The sequence below is a fragment of the Streptomyces flavusporus genome (genome assembly GCF_046267975.1).
GTDB lineage: Bacteria > Actinomycetota > Actinomycetes > Streptomycetales > Streptomycetaceae > Streptomyces > Streptomyces flavusporus.
Genome location: NZ_CP176503.1, coordinates 8,930,245 through 8,954,373 on the forward strand (window position 1 = coordinate 8,930,245; position 24,129 = coordinate 8,954,373).

24 protein-coding genes and 9 pseudogenes are annotated in these 24,129 nt (G+C 69.2%); 26 read left to right on the forward strand and 7 right to left on the reverse strand.

The annotated features are described in order from the left end of the window. Positions 1-10: 10 nt before the first annotated feature. From ACKTSN_RS41965 to ACKTSN_RS41980, 6 genes and pseudogenes are all read left to right on the forward strand, one after another. A pseudogene (locus ACKTSN_RS41965) lies at positions 11-389 on the forward strand (transposase); the annotation flags it as partial. A gap of 338 nt (positions 390-727) precedes the next feature. After that, complete coding sequence (locus tag ACKTSN_RS41970) at positions 728-1,471, forward strand: type 1 glutamine amidotransferase domain-containing protein (RefSeq protein ID WP_409473860.1); 744 nt, start codon at positions 728-730, stop codon at positions 1,469-1,471. Positions 1,472-1,481: 10 nt separating this feature from the next. Beyond that, entirely contained in the window at positions 1,482-1,820 is a 339-nt protein-coding gene (locus tag ACKTSN_RS41975; RefSeq protein ID WP_409473861.1) for a putative quinol monooxygenase, read from the forward strand. A gap of 64 nt (positions 1,821-1,884) precedes the next feature. Further along, positions 1,885-1,988, forward strand: a pseudogene (locus tag ACKTSN_RS47575) (IS982 family transposase); the annotation flags it as partial. A gap of 6 nt (positions 1,989-1,994) precedes the next feature. Continuing rightward, positions 1,995-2,129 (forward strand): annotated as a pseudogene (locus ACKTSN_RS47580) (IS982 family transposase); the annotation flags it as partial. Positions 2,130-2,256: 127 nt separating this feature from the next. Continuing rightward, positions 2,257-2,979 (forward strand): annotated as a pseudogene (locus ACKTSN_RS41980) (transposase); the annotation flags it as partial. A 270-nt stretch (positions 2,980-3,249) separates the two neighbouring features. Here the strand turns inward: ACKTSN_RS41980 and ACKTSN_RS47585 are convergent. Beyond that, positions 3,250-3,373 (reverse strand): annotated as a pseudogene (locus ACKTSN_RS47585) (transposase); the annotation flags it as partial. A gap of 486 nt (positions 3,374-3,859) precedes the next feature. Here ACKTSN_RS47585 and ACKTSN_RS41990 point away from each other — a divergent pair. From ACKTSN_RS41990 to ACKTSN_RS42030, 9 genes and pseudogenes are all read left to right on the forward strand, one after another. After that, positions 3,860-4,579, forward strand: coding sequence for a cupin domain-containing protein (locus ACKTSN_RS41990; protein ID WP_409473862.1), 720 nt, complete (start codon positions 3,860-3,862; stop codon positions 4,577-4,579). 31 nt (positions 4,580-4,610) lie between these two features. Beyond that, positions 4,611-5,150, forward strand: coding sequence for a type 1 glutamine amidotransferase domain-containing protein (locus ACKTSN_RS41995; protein WP_409473863.1), 540 nt, complete (start codon positions 4,611-4,613; stop codon positions 5,148-5,150). After that, complete coding sequence (locus ACKTSN_RS42000) at positions 5,150-5,881, forward strand: HAD family hydrolase (protein ID WP_409473864.1); 732 nt, start codon at positions 5,150-5,152, stop codon at positions 5,879-5,881. The genes ACKTSN_RS41995 and ACKTSN_RS42000 overlap by 1 nt, the downstream gene beginning before the upstream one ends. 123 nt (positions 5,882-6,004) lie before the next feature. Further along, the gene (locus ACKTSN_RS42005; protein WP_409473865.1) at positions 6,005-7,195 is read left to right on the forward strand and encodes an MFS transporter; all 1,191 of its coding nucleotides are present in this window, start codon (positions 6,005-6,007) and stop codon (positions 7,193-7,195) included. 76 nt (positions 7,196-7,271) lie between these two features. Next, a pseudogene (locus ACKTSN_RS42010) lies at positions 7,272-7,391 on the forward strand (hypothetical protein); the annotation flags it as partial. Between the two features lie 153 nt (positions 7,392-7,544). After that, the gene (locus tag ACKTSN_RS42015; protein WP_409475053.1) at positions 7,545-8,225 is read left to right on the forward strand and encodes a type 1 glutamine amidotransferase domain-containing protein; all 681 of its coding nucleotides are present in this window, start codon (positions 7,545-7,547) and stop codon (positions 8,223-8,225) included. Between the two features lie 128 nt (positions 8,226-8,353). Further along, a pseudogene (locus ACKTSN_RS42020) lies at positions 8,354-8,712 on the forward strand (MFS transporter); the annotation flags it as partial. 208 nt (positions 8,713-8,920) lie between these two features. After that, entirely contained in the window at positions 8,921-11,302 is a 2,382-nt protein-coding gene (locus ACKTSN_RS42025) for a phosphoketolase family protein (RefSeq protein ID WP_409473866.1), read from the forward strand. Positions 11,303-11,449: 147 nt separating this feature from the next. Next, positions 11,450-12,142 (forward strand): response regulator, encoded by a 693-nt coding sequence (locus tag ACKTSN_RS42030; RefSeq protein ID WP_409473867.1) that lies wholly within the window; start codon positions 11,450-11,452, stop codon positions 12,140-12,142. A gap of 52 nt (positions 12,143-12,194) precedes the next feature. Here ACKTSN_RS42030 and ACKTSN_RS42035 read toward each other — a convergent pair whose 3' ends face one another. Then, positions 12,195-12,659, reverse strand: coding sequence for a Crp/Fnr family transcriptional regulator (locus tag ACKTSN_RS42035; RefSeq protein ID WP_409473868.1), 465 nt, complete (start codon positions 12,657-12,659; stop codon positions 12,195-12,197). A 409-nt stretch (positions 12,660-13,068) separates the two neighbouring features. On the opposite strand from ACKTSN_RS42035, the gene ACKTSN_RS42040 reads away from it, so the two are divergent. From ACKTSN_RS42040 to narI, 4 genes are all read left to right on the forward strand, one after another. Then, a protein-coding gene (locus ACKTSN_RS42040; protein ID WP_409473869.1) for an IS3 family transposase occupies positions 13,069-14,261 on the forward strand; the annotation gives its coding sequence in 2 pieces (ribosomal slippage) (positions 13,069-13,333 and positions 13,333-14,261; 1,194 coding nt in all). 99 nt (positions 14,262-14,360) lie between these two features. Next, positions 14,361-14,990: a hypothetical protein gene (locus ACKTSN_RS42045; RefSeq protein WP_409475054.1), complete on the forward strand. Its 630-nt coding sequence runs from the start codon at positions 14,361-14,363 to the stop codon at positions 14,988-14,990. Further along, positions 14,987-15,646: a nitrate reductase molybdenum cofactor assembly chaperone gene (gene narJ, locus ACKTSN_RS42050; protein WP_409473870.1), complete on the forward strand. Its 660-nt coding sequence runs from the start codon at positions 14,987-14,989 to the stop codon at positions 15,644-15,646. Before ACKTSN_RS42045 ends, narJ begins: the two co-directional genes overlap by 4 nt. Next, positions 15,643-16,419, forward strand: a complete 777-nt coding sequence (narI, locus tag ACKTSN_RS42055; RefSeq protein WP_409473871.1) for a respiratory nitrate reductase subunit gamma — start codon at positions 15,643-15,645, stop codon at positions 16,417-16,419. Before narJ ends, narI begins: the two co-directional genes overlap by 4 nt. Before the next feature lie 16 nt (positions 16,420-16,435). Here narI and ACKTSN_RS42060 read toward each other — a convergent pair whose 3' ends face one another. Beyond that, positions 16,436-18,178, reverse strand: a complete 1,743-nt coding sequence (locus ACKTSN_RS42060; RefSeq protein ID WP_409473872.1) for a sensor histidine kinase — start codon at positions 18,176-18,178, stop codon at positions 16,436-16,438. An 86-nt stretch (positions 18,179-18,264) separates the two neighbouring features. Then, complete coding sequence (locus tag ACKTSN_RS42065; protein WP_409473873.1) at positions 18,265-18,807, reverse strand: CGNR zinc finger domain-containing protein; 543 nt, start codon at positions 18,805-18,807, stop codon at positions 18,265-18,267. A gap of 180 nt (positions 18,808-18,987) precedes the next feature. On the opposite strand from ACKTSN_RS42065, the gene ACKTSN_RS42070 reads away from it, so the two are divergent. From ACKTSN_RS42070 to ACKTSN_RS42080, 3 genes are all read left to right on the forward strand, one after another. Next, complete coding sequence (locus tag ACKTSN_RS42070) at positions 18,988-19,158, forward strand: hypothetical protein (protein ID WP_409473874.1); 171 nt, start codon at positions 18,988-18,990, stop codon at positions 19,156-19,158. A gap of 174 nt (positions 19,159-19,332) precedes the next feature. Then, positions 19,333-19,659, forward strand: coding sequence for an alpha/beta fold hydrolase (locus ACKTSN_RS42075; protein ID WP_409473875.1), 327 nt, complete (start codon positions 19,333-19,335; stop codon positions 19,657-19,659). Between the two features lie 325 nt (positions 19,660-19,984). Continuing rightward, the gene (locus tag ACKTSN_RS42080; RefSeq protein ID WP_431197156.1) at positions 19,985-20,395 is read left to right on the forward strand and encodes an alpha/beta fold hydrolase; all 411 of its coding nucleotides are present in this window, start codon (positions 19,985-19,987) and stop codon (positions 20,393-20,395) included. Between the two features lie 31 nt (positions 20,396-20,426). Here ACKTSN_RS42080 and ACKTSN_RS42085 read toward each other — a convergent pair whose 3' ends face one another. Continuing rightward, positions 20,427-20,645 (reverse strand): hypothetical protein, encoded by a 219-nt coding sequence (locus ACKTSN_RS42085; RefSeq protein ID WP_409473876.1) that lies wholly within the window; start codon positions 20,643-20,645, stop codon positions 20,427-20,429. A gap of 27 nt (positions 20,646-20,672) precedes the next feature. Between ACKTSN_RS42085 and ACKTSN_RS42090 the strand changes: the two are divergent. Both ACKTSN_RS42090 and ACKTSN_RS42095 read left to right on the forward strand, forming a co-directional pair. Continuing rightward, positions 20,673-21,247, forward strand: a pseudogene (locus tag ACKTSN_RS42090) (IS607 family transposase). Further along, the gene (locus tag ACKTSN_RS42095) at positions 21,240-22,904 is read left to right on the forward strand and encodes an IS200/IS605 family accessory protein TnpB-related protein (protein WP_409473877.1); all 1,665 of its coding nucleotides are present in this window, start codon (positions 21,240-21,242) and stop codon (positions 22,902-22,904) included. The pseudogene ACKTSN_RS42090 and the gene ACKTSN_RS42095 overlap by 8 nt, the downstream one beginning before the upstream one ends. Here the strand turns inward: ACKTSN_RS42095 and ACKTSN_RS42100 are convergent. Then, positions 22,894-23,016, reverse strand: a complete 123-nt coding sequence (locus ACKTSN_RS42100) for a hypothetical protein (protein WP_409473878.1) — start codon at positions 23,014-23,016, stop codon at positions 22,894-22,896. The two genes, ACKTSN_RS42095 and ACKTSN_RS42100, sit on opposite strands and share 11 nt — an antisense overlap. On the opposite strand from ACKTSN_RS42100, the gene ACKTSN_RS42105 reads away from it, so the two are divergent. Continuing rightward, complete coding sequence (locus ACKTSN_RS42105; RefSeq protein ID WP_409473879.1) at positions 22,999-23,340, forward strand: hypothetical protein; 342 nt, start codon at positions 22,999-23,001, stop codon at positions 23,338-23,340. The two genes, ACKTSN_RS42100 and ACKTSN_RS42105, sit on opposite strands and share 18 nt — an antisense overlap. Beyond that, entirely contained in the window at positions 23,337-23,570 is a 234-nt protein-coding gene (locus ACKTSN_RS42110; RefSeq protein ID WP_409473880.1) for an ATP-binding cassette domain-containing protein, read from the forward strand. Before ACKTSN_RS42105 ends, ACKTSN_RS42110 begins: the two co-directional genes overlap by 4 nt. 152 nt (positions 23,571-23,722) lie before the next feature. Here the strand turns inward: ACKTSN_RS42110 and ACKTSN_RS42115 are convergent. Continuing rightward, positions 23,723-24,094: pseudogene (locus ACKTSN_RS42115) on the reverse strand (serine/threonine protein kinase); the annotation flags it as partial. Positions 24,095-24,129 lie beyond the last annotated feature (35 nt).

The following is a 24,129-nucleotide window of genomic DNA, read 5'->3' on the forward strand; positions in this document are numbered from 1 at the left end:
CGCGTTTCAGGTGCGAGTACTGCGGCCGGTCTACGATCCGGCCCACCCCCTGGGCTGCCACCGCCCGCGGATCAGCGATCGGATCGTCTTCGACAAGCTGCTGCAGGTCCTGCGCTTCGGCTGTTCCTACCAGGCCATCGCCGACACCACCTGCTCGGCCGCCACCATCCGAGGTCGCCGTGACGAGTGGATCCAGCTCGGCGTCTTCGCCCAGCTCGAGCGGATCGCCCTGTAGGGATACGACCGGATCGTCGGCCTCGTCCTCGAGGAGATCGCCATCGACGGCTGCATCACCAGGCACCCGGCGGCGAGGAGGCCGCCCGGCCAACCGCCACGACTCCCCGCTCCTCGACCCCACACTGGACCTGCTGGACGGCCTCGGGCCGCTCCGCGCGTTGTGTCTGCGGAGCAGACCGGAGACGACAACGGGTTCTTGTGACGGCCATTTTCAGGAAATGCCATGCTGCAAAGAAGAAGCGTGGACTGCTCGTGACCGCGGCCGATTCAGCTCCGCTCGCAATGGGCGGTGTCGCGATATCAAGCGAGCCTGCCTTCGTAAGCGCTAAACACTTCGGGACCCTGACTTTCGACCCGTAGTTGACGCCATCAAACCCGTCAAGCCCCGAATTTCCGTAATTGGTATCCCGATGGCTGCGCAGCCTACCGTCCATGGTGTGGGCCGCAGCCGCAGCGGCATCGCAGATCGCCTTTACCACAGGAGATAAACATGTTTAAGAAGATCCTCACCGCGCTCACCAGCCATGACCGCCTCGATGACACGGTTGGCACCAAGAAGATCCTCATCGCGCTCACCAGCCATAATCGCCTCGGTGACACGGGTCGCACCACCGGCTTCTACCTCCCTGAGGCGGCCCACCCATGGAAGGTGTTCACAGACGCCGGGTACGAGGTCGACCTCGTCTCGGTCAAGGGCGGCGAGCCACCGATGGACGGCGTGGACCGTTCCGACTCGATCCAGAGCGCGTTCCTGGCGGATGTCCACATCAGCGGCCAGCTTGCCGCCACTCCGCGCCCAAAGGACATCGACCCTACCCAGTACGACGCGATCTTCTACGCCGGCGGGCACGGCACCATGTGGGACTTCCCTGACGACACGACGCTTGCTGGCGTTGCCCAGGGCATCTACGAAGGCGGCGGCGTGGTCGCCGCCGTGTGCCATGGTCCGGCCGCGCTCGTGAACCTCACGCTGTCCGACGGGACGCACCTGGTGGCGGGCAAGGCCGTGGCTGCCTTCACCAACGATGAGGAGTCGGCGGTCGGGCTCACCGACGTCGTTCCGTTCGCCCTGCAGACCAAGCTGGAAGAGCGCGGCGCCAAGCACAGCGGTGCGGCGAACTTCGAGGCTCACGTCGTCGTGGACGGACGCCTGGCCACAGGCCAGAACCCCGCTTCCTCTGCCGGCGTCGCGGAGGCGGTGCTCGAGATCCTTCGGTCCGGTGCCGGGGCCTGAACCGAGTCCGGTGGAGGAGCGCGTGATCACCCCCTGGCCCCTGCACGATGCCAGGCCCGGAGAGATCGTCGTTGTTGCCCGTTGGAAGCCGTCCCCCGGTGAACGCGAGCGCGTGCTGACCGCGCTGTCGGCCTTGACGCGGGCATCATCGAAGGAACCCGGCTGCCTCGGTTACGAGGCACTGCATCGGGGCGACCCGCCAGATCAGGAGATCGTCCTCATCGAGCGCTACGCCGATCGCGCCGCGTTCGAGGAACATCTCGCCAGCCCGCACTTCCAGAGGCTAGTACTCGAGGAGATCGCCCCGAAGCTGCGGATCCGTCAGGTCAGCGTCTGCACATCGACCTGACGCAGGCCCTGACCTGCTATGAAGCGCCGCGACCGGTCCGGACCGGTCGCGGCGCTCAACGCTTCTGCGCAAGGCCGCCGAGCTGCTGCGCCGAGTCACCCGGCTTCTGACCACCCGACACCACCATGTGGAAGTGACGACGCGTGGCTCATCGACTCCACGCCGGTGGTGGTGTGCCTGGTGTGCATCCCTCAGGGTTTGCCAATCGCTTTCGCTCTGACCGGGGCCAAGGCCGACGAGCGCGAGACACTGCTGGACTGCTCGCCGCCCGAACCGGAACTGGTGGCCGCCCGGCCCGGGCAGACGCTGAGCTTGGCGTTTAACGTCGCAGGTCACTCGACCTGCTGAGATCCCCGGGAACCGGCGGCGCGTGGCGCGGCCGTTCTTCACGCTTCGAGATGTCGAGTAACGAAGCACGAAAGAACGGCCGCTGCTTATGAGTCTCCCCGTCGACGCGCCCGCAGGCGAGGCATTGAGCGTGTTGTCCCGCTTTCGGGTCGACTTCTACGGCTGCCTGTACAGCCGTGCCGATGCGCTCTTCGAGCTCACCGACGCGATCTTGTGCGCGGACGGGCCGGTGAAGACCCTGGTCGAGCTCTGCCTGGCGGTGGAGCACCGACGGGGGCACGGTGCCCTGTATGCCGCGCTGGACCGGGGCTGGCTGGAGCCGACGCGGTTGCGCCGCACGCCGGCCGGCCTGCCGCTGCCGAGGGCGGCCGACGGGCGGATCGTGCTGGCCGTGGATGTCAGCAACTGGCTCCGCCCGGACGCCCCGACCAGCGACGACCGGCTGTTCTGCCACGCCTACGGGCGCGGCGACCGCAAGACGGACCAGTTCGTGCCGGGCTGGCCGTACTCCTTCGTCGCCGCCGTGGAGACCGGCCGGACCTCCTGGGTCGCCTTGCTGGACGCCGTGCACCTCGGGCCGGCGGACGACGCGACCGCCGTCACCACTGCCCAACTACGGGACATCGTCGAGCAGTTGATCCAGGCCCGGCAGTGGCAGGCCGGTGATCCGGAGATCTGGATCGTCATGGACTCCGGCTATGACGTCGCCTACCTCTCCCACGCCCTGGCGGACCTGCCCGTCGTCCTGGTCGGACGCCTGCGCTCGGACCGCGTCATGCTCCTCGACCCCGGCCCCGCCCGCCCCGGCCCTCCAGCCAGGTCGGCACCGGTAGCAGCGGCCGGACCGCCGCCCACTCCGCGTCCGCAATGTCCGACGGACAGCACTGTCGCGATATCCAGCGGGCCTGCCTCCCCCTATTGATTCCAAAACTCAAACGGTTCTATTCGAAGATGTAGCGGACGTGCGGTCCGCCGAAGTAGCCGCGGATGACGTGCGGCCGGCGCTGACGCCGGTGGAAGAACCTGCGGGTTTCGGCGGCGAGTTGGGGCTGGTCACCGGCGGGGCTGTGCATGGGTGGATTCCGTTTGAGGTCGGCGTTGACCAGCTCGTCGGGGTTCAGTTCCGGCGAGTAGGACGGCAGGAAGTGCAGCTCGATCCGGGCAGGGTGATCGGCGAGCCAAGCACGGACCTTGCGGGAGCGATGACCTGGTCGGCGAAGAGCACCTCGCCGCCCTCGGCCTTCGCCCTCGCACGGATCGCCGACCATTTCTCTTCCTGCCAGACGCGCACCGCTTCCGCATCCTGCTCGACGGCCCGCTCGTCCGGGCGCTGGAAGGACCCCACCAGTTGTCCACCGCCTTGAGCGAGACCTCACGCAGGGATCAACGACTCGGAACGCCTGCCATTTCGGATCGATACGCGTTCTGCATCAAATCTGTCAAGCCCCGAATTTTCGTCGCTTTGCTGATTTTTCCGCAACGGACAACCTGGTCTTAGGGAAACAAGCGGCCATCGCGCAGAGATGGCACAACAGGCAAGTCGAAGTCCTGGCTCGCTGAATTCTGGAAACCGGACCCCATTCACCCAGGAAATCATTATGGCGACAAACATTCCTAAGCGCATCTCCAACACCGTTGGCGTGTCTGTCGAAACTTCTGGTTTCGATGCTCCCGGATACTTGCCGGTTCCGATGAACGCCGGCTCCGCAGATGTCGCCGAGCTGAGCAAGCTCATGCGGCGCGGAGCTCGGGCGCTCAACGAGCAGTTCGATGAGGACACCCACCTCAACGAGGTCATTCCCAAGCCCTGGGGATACGAGTACCGCGCCTATGTCGACGAGTTCTTCGACTTCTGGGCGTTGCACATCGACGCACCGCACGGAACCTCGATGCACGTGCATGCCCGGAAGCTCACCTACCTGATCTGCCTCGGGGGGCAGGGGGTGACCTCCGGTCTCGCGAAGGAGGTACCGGTCCGGGAGGGCACGATCCTCCGTATCGCGCCGGGCGCCTTCCACGGCACCAGGAACATCGGGGATGAGCCTCTCGAACTCATCGAGGTCGAGGTTCCGCGCAACAAGTTCGACCTCATGCGGCTCAAGGACGACTACAACCGGGCCGGCACCGCGTATGAGGCGAAGTCGCTGGAGGAACCCGAACACTCTATGCAGAAGGTGGCGGCGTTCCCCAATGCCCACATGCGGCGGCAGACCCCGGACGGCAAGTTCCGATTCGAGCTGCGCACGGGAATGGACATCTTCTGCCGCAGGCGCAGCGAGGACATCTTCTACGTTCCGCTCTGCGTCTCCGGAGTGGTCTATTTGGACGTCGAGGTCCTTACCGGCCAGGAAGGCGACAAGCGGCGGCCCCAGACCGACAAGCAGTACCTCTGTATCAGCAAGAACTTCTGAACGTCATCCGACATCTCGAAAGGATAGAACCATGTCTCGCAGTGCTGTAATCATTACTGGCGCCGGCTTCCAGGACCACGATGTGGTGTTCACCTACTACCGTCTTCTGGAGGAGGGGTGGCACGTCGATGTGGCGACCAAGAACGGCGCCCCTGTCACCGGAAAGTACGGAATTCCGCTGCCGATGGACAAGACCGCCCGGCCCCTGATCGGGTACGAGGACCTCTCGGTCGACCAGTACGACGCGGTGATCCTCACTGGCGGCCACGAGGCGCCGGACCGGGTTCGCCAGGACAAGAATGTCCTGGACTTCGTGGCCGGCATGGACAAGGCGGGCAAGGTCGTCGCGGGCCTGTGCCACGGGCCCTGGATCATGGTCAGCGCCGGAGTGCTGAAGGGCCGCAAGGCCTGCGCGTACATCGGTCTGCGGGACGACGTGATCAACGCTGGTGCCCATGTGGTCGACAGCGACGTCATCGTCGACGGCAACATCATCACCTGCTCCTACTACGGCTACATGGGGGCCTTCATGCGGAGCGTGTTCGAGACTGTCGAGAAGGTCTCCGCCTGATGGCCGGCCTGCTGGCGCTCGACTTCGACGGGGTGGTCTGCGACGCCCTGGAGGAGTGCGCCCTCGTCACCTGGCTCGGAGTGCAGCGGCACGATCGCTCCATCCCCGGTTCCGGCCACGTCGAGCTGTTGCCCGCCGACTTCATGGCGCGGTTCCAGAAGGTGCGCAACTACTCGCGACTGCTGGACCACTTCGTCGTGGCGCATCACCCGGCGGCCGACAGCATCGGATCCCAGGCGGACTTCGACCTCCTCTTCGCTTCAGCGTCGTCCGACCACGTCAGCCGGTTCGCCACTGCGGCATCCCTGGCCCGGGACTGGTTCCGGACCGAGGAAACGGAGTTCTGGCTCGGGCTGCACACCCTGTACACAGGGTTGGACAACCTTCTCCGGCAGCACTCGGGCAACGTGGCGATCATCACCGCGAAGGACGAGCAGTCGGTGCGTTCCATTCTGCGCCGGCATGGGCTGGACCAGACCGTGTCAGAGATCTTCGGTGAATGCGGCCGCAAGGCAGAGGCCGTCCAGGAGTTGTGCTCTCGTCGGGGAACCACCGCGGAATCCGTGACCTTCATCGACGACAACCTCACCAACGTTCGCCAGGTCTCTGCCACCGGCGCACGAGCCCGATGGGCCCAATGGGGCTATCAGACGCCGGAACACCGGGAGGAGGCCAAGCGGTTCAACGTCGCATCGCTGGAGCTCTCCGACCTGCCGCAGCTGGCCGTCTGACCCGCCCTCAGCACGGCCATGGTGGGGCACAGCGTGCCTGACTGTGCCCCACCCATGGCCGTGTCGCACAACGCCTCACCCATTCTCTCTTTGGAGCAGATGCTCATGAGTACCTTGCAGCCCGTGGCCGCCGAGCGAACCGCGCGCCTGGGCCGTGTCCCGAGGGGCGACCGTGGTTTCTCCGTCCAGTTGATGCTGCTGGTGGCGATGGCATTCGCGATTCCCGCCCAGCTCTATCTCGCGATCCCGGTCGCGGAACAGATCCAGAGGCCCTTCCGTGTCGACGCGGCGACCGCCTCGTGGACGGGCAGCGCGTTCTCCTTGACCTATGCGGCCGGCTTTCTCATCTTCGGCCCGCTGTCCGACCGCCTGGGGCGTCGCCCCGTGCTGGCGTTCGGAGTGTTGGCCACCGCCTTGACCACAGCTCTGACCGCTTTGAGCCCTGGCATGGGCTGGTTCATCACGTTCCGTGCGCTGCAAGGCCTTGCGGCGGCCACCTTCGCGCCCGTCGCCCTGGCCTATGTGGCCGACCGTGCGCCGGCGGCGCGGCGTCCGGTCTCCCTGTCGTTCATCACCACCGGCCTGCTGGGGGCCGGTCTGCTGGGGCAGGCGTTCGGCCAGTTCGTCGGCGCGCATGCCGACTGGCCGACCGCGTTCTGGCCGGCGGCCATCGTGTACGCGGTGGCGGCCATTGCCCTCTGGGGGCTGCTGGCCCCTGGGGCCACGGCGGCGACCACGACCTGGAGCAACGTCTTTCTGGCCATGGGGCGGCTGATCCGTACGCCCGGCCCGGCGGCCGTGTTCGCGTCGGCCATCACCGTATTCAGCAGCTTCGTCGCCATGTACGCCGTGCTCAACCCTCACCTGCGTGACGCGTTCGACTTCGGCGAGGGCCGACTGCTCCTGGTGCAGGCCATCGGTGCTCTGGGTCTGATTGTCGGCCCCGTGGTCAACCGGCTGTTCGGCGGCAAGGGCCCGCGTGTGCTGGCCGTCGCGGGATTCCTGACTGCGGGGGCCGGCCTGCTCCTTGCACAGCTCAGCGGAGTCCTCGTCGCGGTGGTGGGCGGAAGCCTGGTCTTCGTGTCCGGCATCAGCCTGGTGGTCCCCGGCCTGGTTGGCCTGCTGCACGAACTGGCTCCGCAGAGTCGGGGTGCCGCCGTGGCGTTCAACACCTTCGTCCTGTTCATCGGCGCATCGCTCGGGCAACTGGCCGCGGCTCATGCCGGTTACCAGCTGATACTGGGAATCCTCGCCGGCTCCGTCATCCTGGCCGCCGCCGTCGTCGCCCTGTTCGCCAGGCGCCCCCACCAGTGACCCGACCCACCGACCTCGAGGAGTCGACCACCGTGCCGACCCCCGCATTCACCTGACCGATCTGGACCGGCCGGCGGTGGCCACCGCGCGGGCGCCGGCCATGGACGCCGTGCAGCGGGCCGGCAACGGCCACCCCGGCGCCGCCATGGCCCTCGCGCCGGTCACATATCTGCGCTACCAGCGGATCATGTGCCGTGACCCGTCCGCTCACGGCCGACGAGGCTGCATGCACCATGACCGTCAGCCCACCTCCCGACCCTGCGCGGCTGCCGGTCGCCGTCCGGGTTACCTCGAAGCAGTCAGCCGTGTATGTCCAGTCAATTGCGTGACTCCGGAAGGAACTGTCAACATGACCGCGCCCAAGCGGATGCTCTACGTACTCACCAGCCACGATGTTCTCGGCGACGACGGCAGGCCGACCGGGTTCCACCTCGGTGAAACTGTCCAGCCCTGGTTGATCGCCCGTGCGGCCGGATACGAAGTCGACTTCGCCTCGGTCCGGGGCGGCAAGCCGCCCATGATCGGTCATGACCTCGACAGAGCGGAGCAGACCGCCTTCCTCGCGGACGCCGACGTCAGGGACAAGCTCGACCACACGCTCACTCCGCAGGAAGTCGATGCGTCCCGGTACGCGGGCGTCTTCTTCGTCGGCGGTCACGGCACGATGTGGGACTTCCGCGGAAACGCCCGGCTCGAGTCGACAGCACGGAGCATCTACGAAGCGGGCGGAGTGATCGCGGCCATCTGCCACGGCCAGGCCGCACTCGTCGATCTCACCCTGTCTGACGGCAGCTACCTGGTCGCAGGCAAGGCCCTGACCGCCTTTTCGAACGAGGGCGAAGCAGCGCGGGGCCTGACCGACGTCGTGCCGTTCTCCCTGCAGAGCATGCTGGAAGCCAGGGGGGCTGTGTACTCCTGTGCGCCCGGCCGCACCGCACATGTCGTGGTCAGCGAACGGCTCGTCACCGGACAGAATCCCGCCTCCGTACCGGAACTGGGCCGGCGGATGGTCGAACTCCTCGGTCGGTGAGGGAGACAGCCGTGCACAGGCGTGCGGTCGGCTCATCGAGCCTGCCGCACCGGCTCGACTCCGCGGTGGTCTGGATGAACGATCGCGGCACACCGAGCAGTGGGGCACGACACCGTATTCGCACAGGACCGCCCGAGCGGCGCGGCCTGGCCATCGGGATCTTCGCGCGGGCATGGGCGGTACCGCGATCAGCGCGCTGACCACGGTGAAGCTGGTGGACGCGTCCGGTATGGCCGGTCCGTTCCTGATCACCGCCGGTGTACTCGCGGTCTACGCGGTGGTGGCCGCGCTGATGCTGCGGGACGCCCCCGGCCGTACCGTGCCGGCCGAGCCGCTGGCCCGCCGCCTGACTGCCACCCTGCGGCTCGGCATCACCTGGCAGGCGTCCGCCCTGTACGCCGTCGCCTTCGGCGGCTACGTGGCCTTCTCCGTGTACCTGCCGACCTACCTGAGGACCGGCTACGGCCTCGCACAGGCAGACGCGGCAAGGGACCCCACCGTGGGCGCGACCAGCCGCGACGCACCCGCGGGTGGCGTACCGGACTTCCAGCGGAACGCTTAGCGGTGTCCCGGCCCCTTCAGCGGGTGGGTGTGGCCCGATCGGCCCTGCCGGGTACCCGGAGATTCGTCGGAGGGTGGTCTGGTGCGGAACGACATGCACCTGCCGCCGAACCCCGATCCGGAAGGGGACCCAGATGTCCGTCGACACCCTGCAGGCGCCCGCCCACCTCACCGACGACGAGCTCAGGACGCTGGACGCCCACTGGCGTGCCGCGAACTACCTGTCCGTCGGCCAGATCTACCTCATGGCCAACCCGCTGCTGACCGAGCCGCTGCGGCCCGAGCACGTCAAGCCGCGGCTGCTGGGCCACTGGGGCACGTCCCCCGGCCTCAACCTCGTGTACACCCACCTCAACCGCGTCGTCCGGGCCCGCGACCTGAACACCCTGTGCATCTGGGGACCTGGCCACGGCGGCCCCGCAGTGGTCGCGGGTTCCTGGTTGGAAGGCTCGTACACCCGGACCTACCCCGATGTCACCCGGGACGCGGTCGGCATGGCGCGGCTCTTCAAGCAGTTCTCGTTCCCGGGCGGGGTACCCAGCCACGTCGCGCCGGAGACGCCCGGCTCGATCCACGAGGGCGGTGAGCTGGGCTATTCGCTCTCCCACGCTTACGGGGCCGCACTGGACGCCCCCGACCTGGTCGTCGCCTGCGTCATCGGCGACGGCGAGGCGGAGACGGGCCCCCTGGCCGCCTCCTGGCATTCCAACAAGTTCCTCGACCCGGTCCACGACGGTGCCGTCCTGCCGATCCTCCACCTCAACGGCTACAAGATCGCCAACCCGACCGTGCTGGCCCGGATCCCCGAGGCCGAACTCGACGCCCTGCTCGAAGGGTATGGCCACGACCCGATCCACGTGACGGGCGACGACCCGGCCGCCGTACACCAGGCGATGGCGCACGCCATGGACACCGCCCTGGACCGCATCGCCGCGATCCAGCACGCCGCCCGCGAGCAGGGCGCGGCTGAGCGCCCCCGGTGGCCGGTCATCGTGCTGCGCACCCCCAAGGGCTGGACAGGACCGGCTGAGGTCGACGGCCTGCCGGTGGAAGGCACGTGGCGCTCCCACCAGGTCCCGTTGTCTGCCGTACGGGACAATCACCAGCACCTACGGCAGCTGGAGGACTGGCTGCGCTCCTACCGCCCGGAGGAGTTGTTCGACGAGCAGGGCCGTCCCCGCCCGGAGGTTCTGGCCTGCATCCCCGAGGGCGCCCGCCGGCTCGGCGCCACCCCGCACGCCAACGGCGGCCTGCTGCTGCGCGAACTCCCGCTTCCGCCACTGGAGTCGTACGCGGTCGACGTCGACAAGCCCGGCGCCACGATGCATGAGCCGACCCGCGTGCTGGGCGACTTCCTGGAACACGTCATGAGGGCGACCGCCGAACGACGCGACTTCCGCCTGGTCGGCCCTGACGAGACCGCCTCCAACCGCCTCCAGGCGGTCTACGCCGCCAGCGGCAAGGCCTGGCAGGCCGGCACCCTGGACGTGGACGAGCACCTCGACCGGCACGGCCGGGTGATGGAGATCCTTTCCGAGCACACCTGTCAGGGCTGGCTGGAGGGCTACCTCCTCACCGGACGGCACGGCCTGTTCTCCTGCTACGAGGCCTTCGTCCACATCGTCGACTCGATGGTCAACCAGCACATCAAGTGGCTGCGCGTCACCCGCCGCCTGCCCTGGCGCGCCCCCATCGCCTCCCTCAACTACCTGCTGACGTCGCACGTGTGGCGCCAGGACCACAACGGCTTCTCCCACCAGGACCCCGGTTTCGTCGACCACATCATGAACAAGAGTCCGGAAGCGGTACGGGTCTACCTGCCGCCGGACGCCAATACGCTGCTGTCCGTGGCCGATCACGCGCTGCGCAGCCGCGACTACGTCAACGTGATCGTCGCCGGGAAGCAGCCCTGCTTCGACTGGCTCTCCATGGAGCAGGCCCGCGTCCACTGCGCGCGCGGCGCCGGGATCTGGGACTGGGCCGGGACGGAGAACGGTGGCGAACCGGACGTGGTGCTGGCCTGCGCCGGCGACGTCCCCACGCAGGAGGTGCTGGCCGCCGCGCAGTTGCTGCGCCGCCACCTCCCGGAGCTGTCGGTGCGCGTGGTCAACGTGGTCGACATCGCACGACTGATGCCGAGCGAGGAACACCCGCACGGCATGACCGAATTCGAGTACAACGGCCTGTTCACCCCCGACAAGCCGGTGATCTTCGCCTACCACGGCTATCCCTGGCTGATCCACCGGCTCGCCTACCGCCGCACCGGACACGGGCATCTGCACGTGCGCGGGTACAAGGAGATCGGCACCACGACCACGCCGTTCGACATGGTCGTCCGCAACGACCTGGACCGCTACCGCCTGGTCATGGACGTCATCGACCGCGTTCCCGGCCTCGCGGTGCGCGCCGCGGCCGTACGGCAGCGGATGGAGGACGTGCGGCTGCGCCACCACGACTGGATCCGCGAGCACGGCACCGACCTGCCGGAAGTCGCCGACTGGACCTGGGACGGCTGACCGGCGCGGTGAGGCGGGTTCGAAGGGACAGGGCCGATCGGCCCTGTCCCTTCGGCCCTGAGACGAGCAAGATCTGGAGGAGAAGCCGGGCTCGCCCACGACCGGGCACCGGCAAGGAACGCGACACACGGACACGAGGAGTAACTGATGGCGGACAGCGAGCAGTCCGGCCCCGGCAGCCCCATCCGGGTCTTCCTGCTGGACGACCACGAAGTGGTACGGCGGGGAGTGCGCGACCTGCTCGACGACGAGCCGGACATCTCGGTGGTCGGTGAGGCCGGCACGGTCGAGCAGGCACTGGTGCGTGTCCCGGCGTTGCGTCCGGACGTTGCGGTGCTCGATATCCGGTTGCCGGACGGCGACGGTGTGACCGTGTGCCGGGAGCTGCGCTCGCGCATGCCTGAGCTGGCCTGCCTGATGCTGACCTCGTTCGACGACGAGGAGGCCCTGCTGGACTCGATCATGGCGGGCGCGTCCGGGTACGTCCTCAAACAGATCCAGGGCTCCGACCTGGTGTCGGCCGTACGCACCGTGGCACGTGGCCAGTCGCTGCTCGACCCGAGCGCCACGACCAGGCTGATGGCCAGGCTCCGCGGAGGGCAGCAGCAGGAGCCGGAGCCGGACGGGCTGCCGGGCCTGACCGACCGGGAGCGGGAGATTCTGGCGCTGATCGGCGAGGGCCTGACCAACCGCCAGATCGGGCAGCGGCTGTACCTGGCCGAGAAGACCGTGAAGAACCACATCTCCCGCCTGCTGGCGAAGCTCGGTGTCGAGCGGCGCATCCAGGCCGCGATGATCGCCAGCCAGGCCCGGGACCGGCTGAGGCAGCAAGGGCACTGAGCCGGCATCCGCGTCCAGGGGCGTGCGGGCCGCTGACTCGGTCCCGGGTGGGTCAGACGACGCTGCCGCTGCCGTACGGGGCGTACAGGTCGAGCAGGCGGGTACGGGTCGAGTGCAGCCGGTGGGCGAGGATGTCGCCCACCCACTGGGTGACGGACAGGCCGAACGCGAGGTCGTCCTGGCACATCGTGCGCACCGCCGTGGCGTCGAACTCGTACGCCCGGACCGGCGAGGTCGCCTCCGCGCCCAGATGCCAGACGTGCGGGGCGAACAACCATGACCAGCCGATGAGTTCGTTGTGGCCGAGGGTCTCGATGACAGCGGCCCGGCGGCCGGGGACATGCAGGTCGAGGGCGACCGTGCCGGTGCGGATGATCCAGAACCGGTCTGCCCGGCCACCCTCCTCGAACAGGCGGGTGCCCTGGGGGAACATCACTTCCCGTGGGATCCGCATCAGCCGCTGCCGGTGCTCGGCGGACAGGGCGCGCAGGATGCTGAGGGTGGTGGGAGCGGTCATGACCTGCCTCCGGTGAGGGTCTGGGGACCTGCCGCTTCCAGCGTGCAGGCACGGTACGGCCCGTGCCCATGGGCCACCCGGCCCTGGTCAGGGACCACTCGGGCCAGGCGGAGATCGCGTACCGCAGACCGCCTGCTGCCGGGCGGGCGGCCGTTCGGCGCAACAAAAACCACGGGGTGTCGGATGTGGATGTCAGAGTTTGAGGCAGGCGAGGAGTGGCGTTCCCCGGTGGGACCGAACCGAGCATCCATAGGGGCGACGAGGCCCGAGGAAGGGGCGGAGCGGTGGCCGCACAGACCGAGCCGACATCGGGCAGGCAACGCGGGAAGCGGCAGGCTGAGCTGTACTGAGATTTGTGGAGTCCCTGATGCCAGGGTTACGGTCCTGGCGAAGGAGATCCACCAGCACCATGGCAGCACCCCGTAAATACCCGGACGAGCTCCGCGAGCGCGCGGTCCGCGAGGTCCGTGCCACCGGCCGCCCGATCGCGCACGTTGCGAAGGACCTGGGCATCCATAAAGAGGCCCTGCGCGGCTGGGTCCGCCAGGCCGAGGCCGACCGTGGCGAGCGCGACGGCCGGCTGACCACCGCCGAGCAGGACGAGCTCAGGCAACTCCGCAAAGAAGTAGCGGAGTTGAGGCGGGCGAACGAGATCCTCAAGGCCGCGTCGGTGTTTTTTGCCCAGGAGATCGACCGTCCCCGGACGAGGCCGAGCAGGTGATCGACCATCTGCGCGAGAAGGGCCTTGGGGTCGATCCCGTCTGCCGGGTGCTGGAGTTGTCGCCGTCGACGTACTTCGCCCGCAAGAAGCGGCCGAAGTCGGCCCGCCGGCTCCGCGACGAACAGCTCATGCCTCTGATCGAGTCGGTCCGCGCCGAGTCGGGCGGCACCTATGGAGCCCGCCGGATCACCCGTGCCCTCAAGCGCAAGGGGGTGGACGTCGCCCGCTGCACCGTCGAGCGCCTGATGGCCGAGCTGGGCCTGGAGGGTGTCATCCGCGGACAGCGGCGCCGCACCACGATCTGCGAACCGTCGGCGCCGAGGCCGCCGGACCTGGTCGACCGGGACTTCACAGCCTCCCGCCCGGACGAGCTCTGGGTCGCCGACATGACCTATGTGAGGACGTGGTCGGGCTGGGCATACGTGGCGTTCGTCCTGGACGTGTACTCGCGGATGATCGTCGGCTGGCAGGTCGCGAACCATATGAGGACTGAACTGCCCCTGGACGCACTGGAGATGGCTCTGTGGAGACGCCGGATCAAGGCAGGCTCCGGCCTCATTCATCACAGCGACCGCGGGTCTCAATACGTGTCAATTCGGTACACCGACCGGCTCGCTGGCATCGGCGCCTCCGCGTCGGTCGGCTCCGTGGCCGACTCGTACGATAACGCGATGGCCGAGGCGCTGAACGGCACCTTCAAAGCCGAGCTGATCGAGATGCAAGGGCCGTGGCGGGACGTCGACCAGGTCGAGCGGGCGATCTTCCAGTGGGTCACCTGGTACAACGAAGAACGCCTGCACTCCGCACTCGACTACGTACCGCCCGCCGAGTACGACCGCGACTGGTGGCGACAACAGGAAGCCACCCCGCAGTCCGCCTGAAACGAGACCGCCGGACTCTACGAAACTCGGGGCAGCTCACTGTCCCCGGTCGTCGACGCCGTACGCGACACCGGTCACGACGCCGAGAGCCACCAGAACCTGTTCGCCGCCGTCGACGCCCTGCGCATCCCCGTCGACTACCTCGCCCAGCTGTTCACGGCCGGGGACCCGGCGCCGGTCGACGCCGTGTTGCGCTGCCTGGCAGCGATGCGCTCCTACATGCGCGACATCAACTTCGGCCGCGAACCGAACGACACCATCCCCAAGTCCGTCGGCATGAGCGGCGAGCAGATCTACGACATGTACCAGCTGCTGGCCCTGGCCAAGTACGACGAGCGGTACGTCATCCCGCCCGCCCACGCCGAACAGGCCCACAAGCTGGAGGAGTTGGCCACCGAGTGCAGCCTGGACCACGAGGGCGGCCCCGGAATGGGAAGGGCCGGGCGCAGCCCGTCGGACAAGGATGGTGGTGGGCGACGGGTGGGAGGCTCCGGCCCCTTCGGTGAGGCATCGGGCGGCGCCGCACCGATCGCGGTGGAGAACTACCGGGCGCTGCACGACCGGCAGACCTCCGACACCCCCGTCGCCCCCACCGACAAGGCCAGCCGCGTCAACCTCCTCAACTGGGACGGCAAGGGCTCCCCACCCGGCCTCTTCCCACCCAAGCCGTCCGACGCCGGTCACGACGCGCACACGGACACCGGCGGGGAGGCGGAGCCGAAACCATGAAGCGGACGACACGACTCCCGGCGCGCACCGAACCCTGGCACCCCTACGCCTGGCAGACCCAGTCCCTCCTGCTGGCCCACCCCGACGACCAGTTCCCGCCCCGCCTCGCCCTCACCCACAAGGTCGCCACTGCGCTGCCCGAGGCGGTCGCCGAACCGCTGCTGCGCTTCACCGCGCACGCGGAACGCACACCCGGTGCCGACCTGGCCGCCGCCTACGTCGCGACCTTCGACCACCGCAAACGCTGCTGCCCGTACCTCACCTACTACGCCCACGGCGACACCCGGAAACGCGGCATCGCCCTGCTGCGTCTGAAACAGACCTACGCCGCCTCCGGCCGGCGCCTGACCGACGACGAACTGCCCGACCATCTCGCCGTCGTCCTCGAATTCGCCGCCACCGACCCCGCGGCCGGACACCGCCTGCTCACCGAACACCGTGCCGGCCTCGAACTGCTGCGCCTGGCCCTGCACGACGACCACTCGCCCTGGGCGGCCCTGCTGGACTCCGTCTCCGCCACCCTGCCCGCCCTGGCGGGCGACGAACCCGAAGCCGTCGCCCGGCTCGCCGTCGAGGGCCCGCCCGGGGAGCAGGTTGGTTTTGCCCCGTACACACCCACGCAGTCGACGCCCGACCCCGCAGGAGGCCCGCGATGACCGCACCCGCGCAGCCCGTCACCCTGGCGGTGGAGTCCGGCACCGGCGGCATCCTGCTCTGGGTCGCCCTGCCGTACCTGTCTCTCGCGGTCTTCGTCCTCGGCCACATCTGGCGCTACCGCTACGACAAGTTCGGCTGGACCACCCGCTCCTCCCAGCTCTACGAGAGCCGCCTGCTGCGCATCGGCAGCCCGCTGTTCCACTTCGGCATCCTCGTCGTCCTGATCGGCCACATCGGCGGCCTGCTCATCCCCAAGAGCTGGACCGAAGCGGTCGGGATGAGCGAGCACACGTACCATGTCTCGGCGGTCGTCCTCGGCACCATCGCCGGTGTGTGCACCCTGGGCGGACTGGCCATCCTCATCTACCGCCGTCGCACCGTCGGCCCCGTCTTCTCCGTCATCACCCGCAACGACAAGGCGATGTACGTCTCGCTCACCGCGACGATCGTCCTCGGTCTGGCCGCGACCGTCGCCGCCAACATCGTGGGCGGCGGCTACGACTACCGGGAGACCATCTCCCCCTGGTTCCGCTCGATCTTCTGTCTCCAGCCCGACCCGGACCTGATGACCGGAGCCCCGGTCCTCTTCCAACTCCACGCCCTCAGCGCGCTGCTGCTGTTCGCGGCCTGGCCCTTCACCCGCCTCGTCCACATGCTCACCGCGCCCGTCGGCTACCTGACCCGCCCCTACATCGTCTACCGCAGCCGTGACACCCAACTCGGCGCCCGAGCCCCGCGCCGCGGCTGGGAACGGGCCGGACAAGGGAGGTGACTCAGGTGGCCTGCCGTCAGCGGCCGGCCCGTGAGATGGGCACGGCCCATTCCACCGTCGTACCACGGGGTTCGTTGGGGGACAGGCTGCAGGTGCCGCCGAGTTCGTCGGCGCGCCGGTCGAGGTTGGCCAGCCCGCTGCGGCGGGTGACGGCAGGGTCGATGCCGCGGCCGTTGTCCGACACCCGCAGCCGCAGGGTCGTGCCCGAGACCTCCACGTTCACGTCGACCGCAGTGGCCCGGGCGTGCCGGGCGACGTTGGACAGGGTCTCGCCGAGGACCGCCAGGAGGTGGTCGGCGTAGTCGGCGGGAACGTCGGTGTCCAGCAGGCCGGTCATCCGCAGTGCGGGGGTGAAACCGAGCGTTTCGGCGGCCCGCTCGGTGGCCGTCACCAGGCGGGCGCGCAGGCCGCTGCCCCGCCGCTTCTGGTCGTGCTCGCGCAGAGCGTAGATGGTGGAGCGGATGACCTTGATGGTGTCGTCCAGGTCGTCCACGACCCGCTGGATCCGCTCGCTCGCCTGGGGCCGGTCGGCGACCCGCCCGAGCGTGGACTGCAGTGACAGCGCGCCGGCGAAGAGGCGCTGGATGACCAGGTCGTGCAGATCGCGGGCGATCCGGTCGCGGTCGCTGAGGACCAGCATGTGCTCGGCGTCCCGCCGACGCTCGGCCACTTCCAGGGCGAGGGCCGCCTGGTTGCTGAACCCGTTGATCATGTCGATGACAGCGTCCGGGAACTTCGGGCCGTCCGGTACGCGCGCCACCTGCAGTACGCCGCGGACGTTCTCCCGGGTGCCGAGCGGCACGAAGAACGCCGGCCCCAGTTCGACCAGCGCGGCGCTGCCGCCCTGACCGCGCGGGTCGGTGCTCACCGCCTCGCTGGTGACGGTCTCCCCGGACGCGAGCACCTTCGAGGCCAGTGTCGTGGTCGGCAGCAGCAGCCCGTGGACGTCCTGTGCTCCCGTCCCGCAGGCAGCTTCGATCACGAGCTCCCCGCTGTCGCCGACCGGCACCGCAAGGGTGACCAGGTCGGCGCCCGCCATGTCGCGCACCGTGGCGGTGAACGAATCCAGCGCCGCGGCGGGCGACTCGCCGGACAGCAGGCTGCGGGTCAGTTCGTTGCTCGCCGCCAGCCACCGCTGCCTGCGGCGGGCGTCGTCGTACAGCCGGGCGTTGTCGATCGCCACACCGGCCGCCGCGGCGAGCGTGCGCAGCACCGCCTCGTCGTCGGCGTCGAACTCCGCGCCGCCCTGCTTGTTGGTCAGGTACAGGTTGCCGAACACCTGCTCACGGACCCGGATCGGGGCGCCCAGGAAGCTGCTCATCGGCGGGTGGCCGGAGGGAAAGCCCACGGAAGCCGGGTGCTCGCTCAGATCCGGCAGGCGCAGGGGGGCCGGATCACGGATCAGCAGGCCCAGGATGCCCTCGCCGCGCGGGTAGTGCCCGATCCGGGCGATGGCTTCCTCGTCGATGCCGACGGTGAGGAACTGCCTGATGGTTCCTTCGTCACCCAGCACCCCGAGCGCCCCGTACTGGGCGTCGACCAGCGTGACCGCCGACTGCACGATCCGGTGCAGCACCACTTCGAGATCGAGATCGCTGCCGATGGAGAGCACGGCGTCGAGCAGCGTGTGCATCCTGTCGCGGGCTGCCCGTACCTCCTGGATCTGCTCCTGCAGGCCCTCGAGCAACGTGTCCAGCCGCAGCTGGGGGTACGCTCCGGCTGCCCCGGCACCGCCCGTGCCGTGCGTCTGCTCGTTCACCACAGCTCCCCTTTGCCGCCCAGCCGGCCTCGGCCTCAGGATGCCCGACGCGGTGTCCGCCCCACGAGGTGCCCCCGGACCATCGGTCAGACCGTCTCCGCCGGCTGGGCCTGCCGCTTGCGGGCGCGGTATGCCGCGGCCTTGATCTTGTTGCCGCAGGACTCCATGCCGCACCACTGCCGACGCATTTCGCGCGACCGGTCGATGTAGATGCGGGTGCACTCCGGATTGCCGCACTCCTTGATGAGCGGCACATCCGGTCCGCTCAGGAGCTCGACGGCGTGCCGTGCCACAGTGGACAGTGCCTGCTCCGGAGTCGCCGCCGTCCACCGGCCCGCCGGGGTGAGCTGCGGTGTGGCGGGGGGCCTGCGGGCGGCGTCGTTCAGCGCAGTGAGCGCTTCCGTGTCGTACGGCTCGCCGAGCCGACGGTTGGTGGCCAGCGCGTAGACGGCCTCCCGTACCCCTATGGCCTGCTCGACGTCGGAATCCTGGCTCGGCGAGACGGCATCCACGACTCCGGATTCCAGGTACCAGGCGTCCAGCCGGTCCGGCGACACGAACATTTCGAACCGTACGGATCGGCGGGCCCGGAGTGTCGCTGCGAAGTCGAGCGCCGGGTTTCCGCACACGAAGACATGATCCAGATTTACATCACCATTCTGACAGGTGACTGCGAGGTTCTGCAATCGCGTCACCGGCTCTCACGCGTCGTCACCGGCTTGACGGGCGGCGAGCCGCCTGCAAGTATCGTCACCAGTTGAACCAGTGACGCTGTTCTGTCGCTGGCGTGTTGAGATAAGGAGCTGAGCATGGCTGTCACTTACACGGACGCCGCGGAGGTGGCGCGTCGAGCGCGGTTCGGCAGGCTGCCGGAGCGTATTCGCCTGGAGGACACGATCGAGGAGCGGCCGGCCGGTGCGCCGGATCCGGCGCGAGACGCGTACAACGAGGACGAATGGCTCGTGCGTACATGCCTGTAGAGCCACGCCGAGCGGCAAGGGGCTCGAGGATTCCGGTGCAGGCGCGACGGATGTTCACAGTCCTCGCGGTGATCGCGACGGCGGCCGTGATCGGATTCGGCTGCTTCGCGCAGGTCTTCTGATCGCATGGCCACGGAGAACGCAGGACACGCTGATGACGAAAGGGAAGTCCAGATGTTCGACAGGCGGAGCTTCGGCAAGATCGTGGGCGTGGGTGCCGCTGGGGCGACTCTCGCCGGATGGTCCAGCGGTTCGGCGGCCGCGGTGGGCGGGACGGAGCCGGCGGCCGGGGCGGGGCACACGTCCTTCGGCCGTCTGAAGCAGATCCGGGCCGGCGAGCTGAACGTCGGCTACGCGGAGGTCGGTCCCGCCCGCGGGCCCGTGGTCATCTGCCTGCACGGCTGGCCCTACGACATCCACAGCTTCGCCGACGTGGCGCCGCTGCTCGCCGCGCGGGGGCTGGCAACTGCTTGCCGGGGAGTGCGCACGAGGTCGAGTTAGCTCGATCGTGTGATGGTCGGCTCACAGGCTTGCGGCGTCCTGCGCCGACCGGGTTGACGTCATCGTGCGATCTGGGACGCCGGGTACGGCGCCAGCGTGCGGGGCCCCCGCTCCACCGGAGAGATGGTCCGGGGCCTCCCCGTCGCCTCTGGCCGCATCCACATGGCCAGGTCGCGCAGGGAACTGGCCTCCCGGGATCGGACCACGCACAGGATGCGTGTCGCTGTCTCGGGGTCGAGTACGCCGGGGACCAGTGTGCCCAAGACCGTTCGGGGCGTGCGGCTGCATGGGGTCACTCCTGCTCAGTCTTCAGGAACGGTACCGGGTGATCGTGCCCTACCTGCGGGGCCACGGCACGACGGGATTCCTGTCGGAACGGACGTTCCGCAACGCCCAGCAGGCGGTGGTGGCGCTCGACATCATCGCCCTGCCGGACCACGTCGACATCGTCGTCCACAACTACCGCTGGCGGCTGGGCCTGGCCGACAGCGACCCGCGCCACGACCGACTCGAGCAGCAGCTTGCCGCGGGCCCCACGATCGCCGTACCCACCGTCACCCTCGACGGCGAGAAGGATCCCTTCACGCCCGCGGGTGACGGCTCGTCCTGCCGCGACAAGTTCACCGGCCCCTACGCGCACCACACCCTGAAGAACACCGGCCACAACGTGCCGCAGGAGGCACCCGGGGAATTCGCCCAAGCCGTCCTCGAAGCCGACGGGTTCAACCGTCCCTGATCCGGCCCTACGGCGACCCCCTTCAGGGCGGTCAGGCCCGTCGGCCGCGCTGGTCGCCCGGATTGAGGAGTTGGCCGCGCAGGGCGTCGAGCTGGTGGGCGTGTTCGACCGCGGACGTTTCGTCGAGGGTGGTGAGGGCGAGCAGGAGAACGTCCGCGATGACGAGGCCGGTCAGTGATTCGTTGGTGGTTCCGGTGGGGGCGCCAGCTGCACTCTTTCTACTGGTACATGAGCAAACATCAGTATTCATGAGTGGGTGCTCCGTATAGTCGTCGGCGTGAATCTGACCGAGTGGGCGAGGGCTCAGGGTGTGCACCCGCAGACGGCGCGGCGGTGGTTCCGTGAAGGAACCTTGCCGGTGCCTGCGCGGCGTGTGGGCCCGCGCACGATCCTGGTGAACGTGGAGGTCAACGCCGCTTCGCAGATCACTGGGGGTGTGGGCCTGTCGCCCGGGTCTCCTCCCACGACCAGAAGAAGGACCTGGAGCAGCAGACGGCGTGGCTGGTGCGGTGGGCGGCGCAGGCCGGGCACCGGGTGGTGCGGTGCGAGGCGGAGGTCGCCTCGGGCATGAACGGCTCCCGCCCGAAGGTGCGGCGTCTGCTGGCCGATCCGGCGGTGACCACGGTCGTGGTCGAGCACAAGTACCGGCTGGGGCGGATGAACACCGAGCTGGTCGAGGCCGTGCTTGCCGCGTCGGGGCGGCGTCTGGTCGTGCTGGACGACGGCGAGGTCGAGGACGATCCGGAGCGGGACATGGTGGAGGTGCTGACGTCGTTGTGCGCCCGCCTGTACGGCCGTCGCTTCGCGCGCGACCGGGCCCACAGGGCGCTGGAGGCCGCTCAGCATGGCTGACCTGCGCCCCATCGACGCGCCGTTCGTCGCGCTCGGCCCGACCGGTGTCGCCATCCGCACCCGGCTGAAGGGGCTGACGCCTGCGGACGAGAAGCTGCTGCGTCTGGTCGGCGCGCACCTCGGTACGCTCGCCTCCCGCGACCTGGCCGCCCGCTGCCGGGACGGCCTGGAGCACACGACGGACACGTGGGCCGCCCGCAAGCGGGAGCTGACCGCCCAGTCGTCGTCTCGCTGGGCCGGGAGCATCACGAAGGCCACGCACGACCAGTGGGCGCTCGCCCGCCGCTGCCAGCTCGCCCACATTCAGAGCCTGGAAGCTGGGACCAGCACCATCGCGCACCGGCTGTCCCTCCCAGTCGGGCAGAAGGGCAGCAAGCGGGCGCCGGGCGGCTACCGCACGCCGCAGGAGTGGTTCGCGAAGACCCGCCGCCTGCATGTCCTCAACGACCGCCTGGAGCAGGAGCGCGCCGACCGCGAGGCCGGGCGCGTGCACGTCGTCCGCGGCGGCAAGCGCCTCGCTCGCGCCCGCCACAACCTGGACGCCGCCGGGCTGTACGAGACCGCCTGGCGTGAGCGGTGGGAGGCCGAGCGCTGGTTCCTCGCCGCGGATGGCGAGTCCGGGAAGCGGTACGGCAACGAGACCATCCGCGTCGCCCCCGACGGCGAGGTCTCGATCAAGCTGCCTGCCCCGCTCGCCGAGCACGCGAACGCCCCGAACGGCCGGTACGTCCTCACCGGCCGCGTGCAGTTCCAGCACCGGGGCACCGAATGGGCCGACCGCGTCGAGGCCAACCGGGCCGTGGCCTACCGCATCGACTACGACATCACCCGCGGTCGCTGGTACTTGACCGCGTCCTGGCAGATCCCGCCGACGAAGACCGTCCCCCTCACGGCAGCCCTGGCCGACGGCGTGATCAGTGTGGATACCAACGCCGACCACCTCGCCGCCTGGCGCCTCGACACCCACGGCAACCCCCTCGGCAACCCGCGCCGCTTCCCCTACGACCTCGACGGCCCGGCGTCCTACCGCGACGCCCAAGTCCGGCACGCCCTGACCCGCCTGCTGACCTGGGCACGCACCTGCGGCGTCAGGGCCATCGCGATCGAGGACCTCGACTTCACCGCGGAGAAGACCCGCGAGAAACACGGGCACAAAAAGCGGTTCAGGCAGCTCATCTCCGGCATGCCCACCGGCAAGCTCCGCGCCCGCCTAACCTCCATGGCCGACGCCGCCGGCATCGCGATCATCGCGGTCGACCCCGCGTATACCTCGAAGTGGGGCGCCCAGCACTGGCACAAGCCCCTCACCAGCAAGAACCGCACAACCACTCGCCACGACGCAGCCGCCGTGGCGATCGGCAGGCGCGCCCAGGGACACCCGATCCGGCTGGGGGTACCTCCCAGGCCCTTAAGGCACTGGGGGAGGACGGCACCGCCCCCACAGCACCGGAGTGATGCGGTGGGGCATCGGACCGTCCAGGCCCGACCGGGCGTCCCCGGGCGTGAGGAAACCCGCCCCCGCATTCCCGGACCACGGACACGATCCGTGCGCGCCGGATGCGGAGCGAACGCGGGGGACCAGAACGCCCAACACCGTGCGGGGCGTTCGGCTGAGCATGAGTCCTGGCAACAGGATTCACTCCCGCTCAGTTTCTAGGAACGGTGTAGGGGGCGAGGAGGACCGAGTCGACGCGGTCCCCGTAGGCCTTGCTCAGTTCGTCGGCGACGAAGACGACCCTGGCGTCGACCGAGTGCGCTCGTTCGACCACCACGGTCAGTTCGGACAGTGGCCGTCCCGGCTGGAAGATCACGACGGCGTCGCCCTGACCGAGGGCGAGCAGCGGGTCGGCGAGGGCGAAGCCGGTGACTCCGACGAAGCAGGCCCGGCGGCCGATGCGGCCGAGGGAGCGGGCGAGGTGGCGGGCCGCGAGTTCGCAGACGACACATGGCAGCCGGAGCCGCTCCCGGTTCCAGGCGGCGGCGTGGCCGCGTGCCGCCGCCTACCCGACCTGACTGCTCTGTACGCCTCTCAGTCCGACCCGCTCGATCCGTCCGCGCGCCCCGCCGCGCAGCCCACCGGGAGTACACGGTGAACGACGTTTCCACGCCTCCGCCCGCACCGCTGCTGGTCGTCGACGCCGTGCGCAAGACCTACCGGCTGCCGGGCGGCAATCGGCTGACCGCCGCCGACCAGGTGTCCTTCACCGTTCCCCGCGGCGGATCGGTCGGCATCGTGGGCGAGCCCGGGTCGGGCAAGAGCACCGTCGTCCGCATGCTCGTCGGGCTGACCCGGCCCGACTCGGGCACGACGAGACCGTGGTGATGTGCCGGGGCGCCGTGGTCGAACAGGGCCCGACCGGGCAGGTGCTGAGTGCCCCGAGCACACGTACACCCGGCGTCTGCTCGCCTCGGTGCCCCACCAGGGCTGGGACCCCGCCGACGCCCGGCAGAAGTGAGGTCTGAGGCGTCCGGCGCCTATCTGTCGCGGGTGCAGTGGCCCGTGGGGTTCGCTGCCGGTGGGCGGCACTGGAGAACGAAATCGGTCGGACTGGTGCTCAGATAGCGGCCGATGCAGCCGTTCACCGTCGTTCGCCCGCGCTCGGCGCAGAAGGCGAGTGCCGCGCGGCCGTCGGCGAAGGGCCCCGGGGCGTAGATCACCCAATAGCCCGGGCGGAGGGAGGCGTGGTCGTCACTGCGCAGGAAGACGGCCTCCGGCACGGACTCGCGGATCCGGGCGAGGCGCCGGTCGCGGGCTGCGGTGCCCGCGGACAGCGGTTCGGAGTGCAGCTGGGCGATCCAGCGGCCGTCGCCGGCCGGGGTGGGGGACGCCTCGGGTGAAGCTTCCCCTTGATCGCGGACACCTGGAGACTGGGACGTGTGAG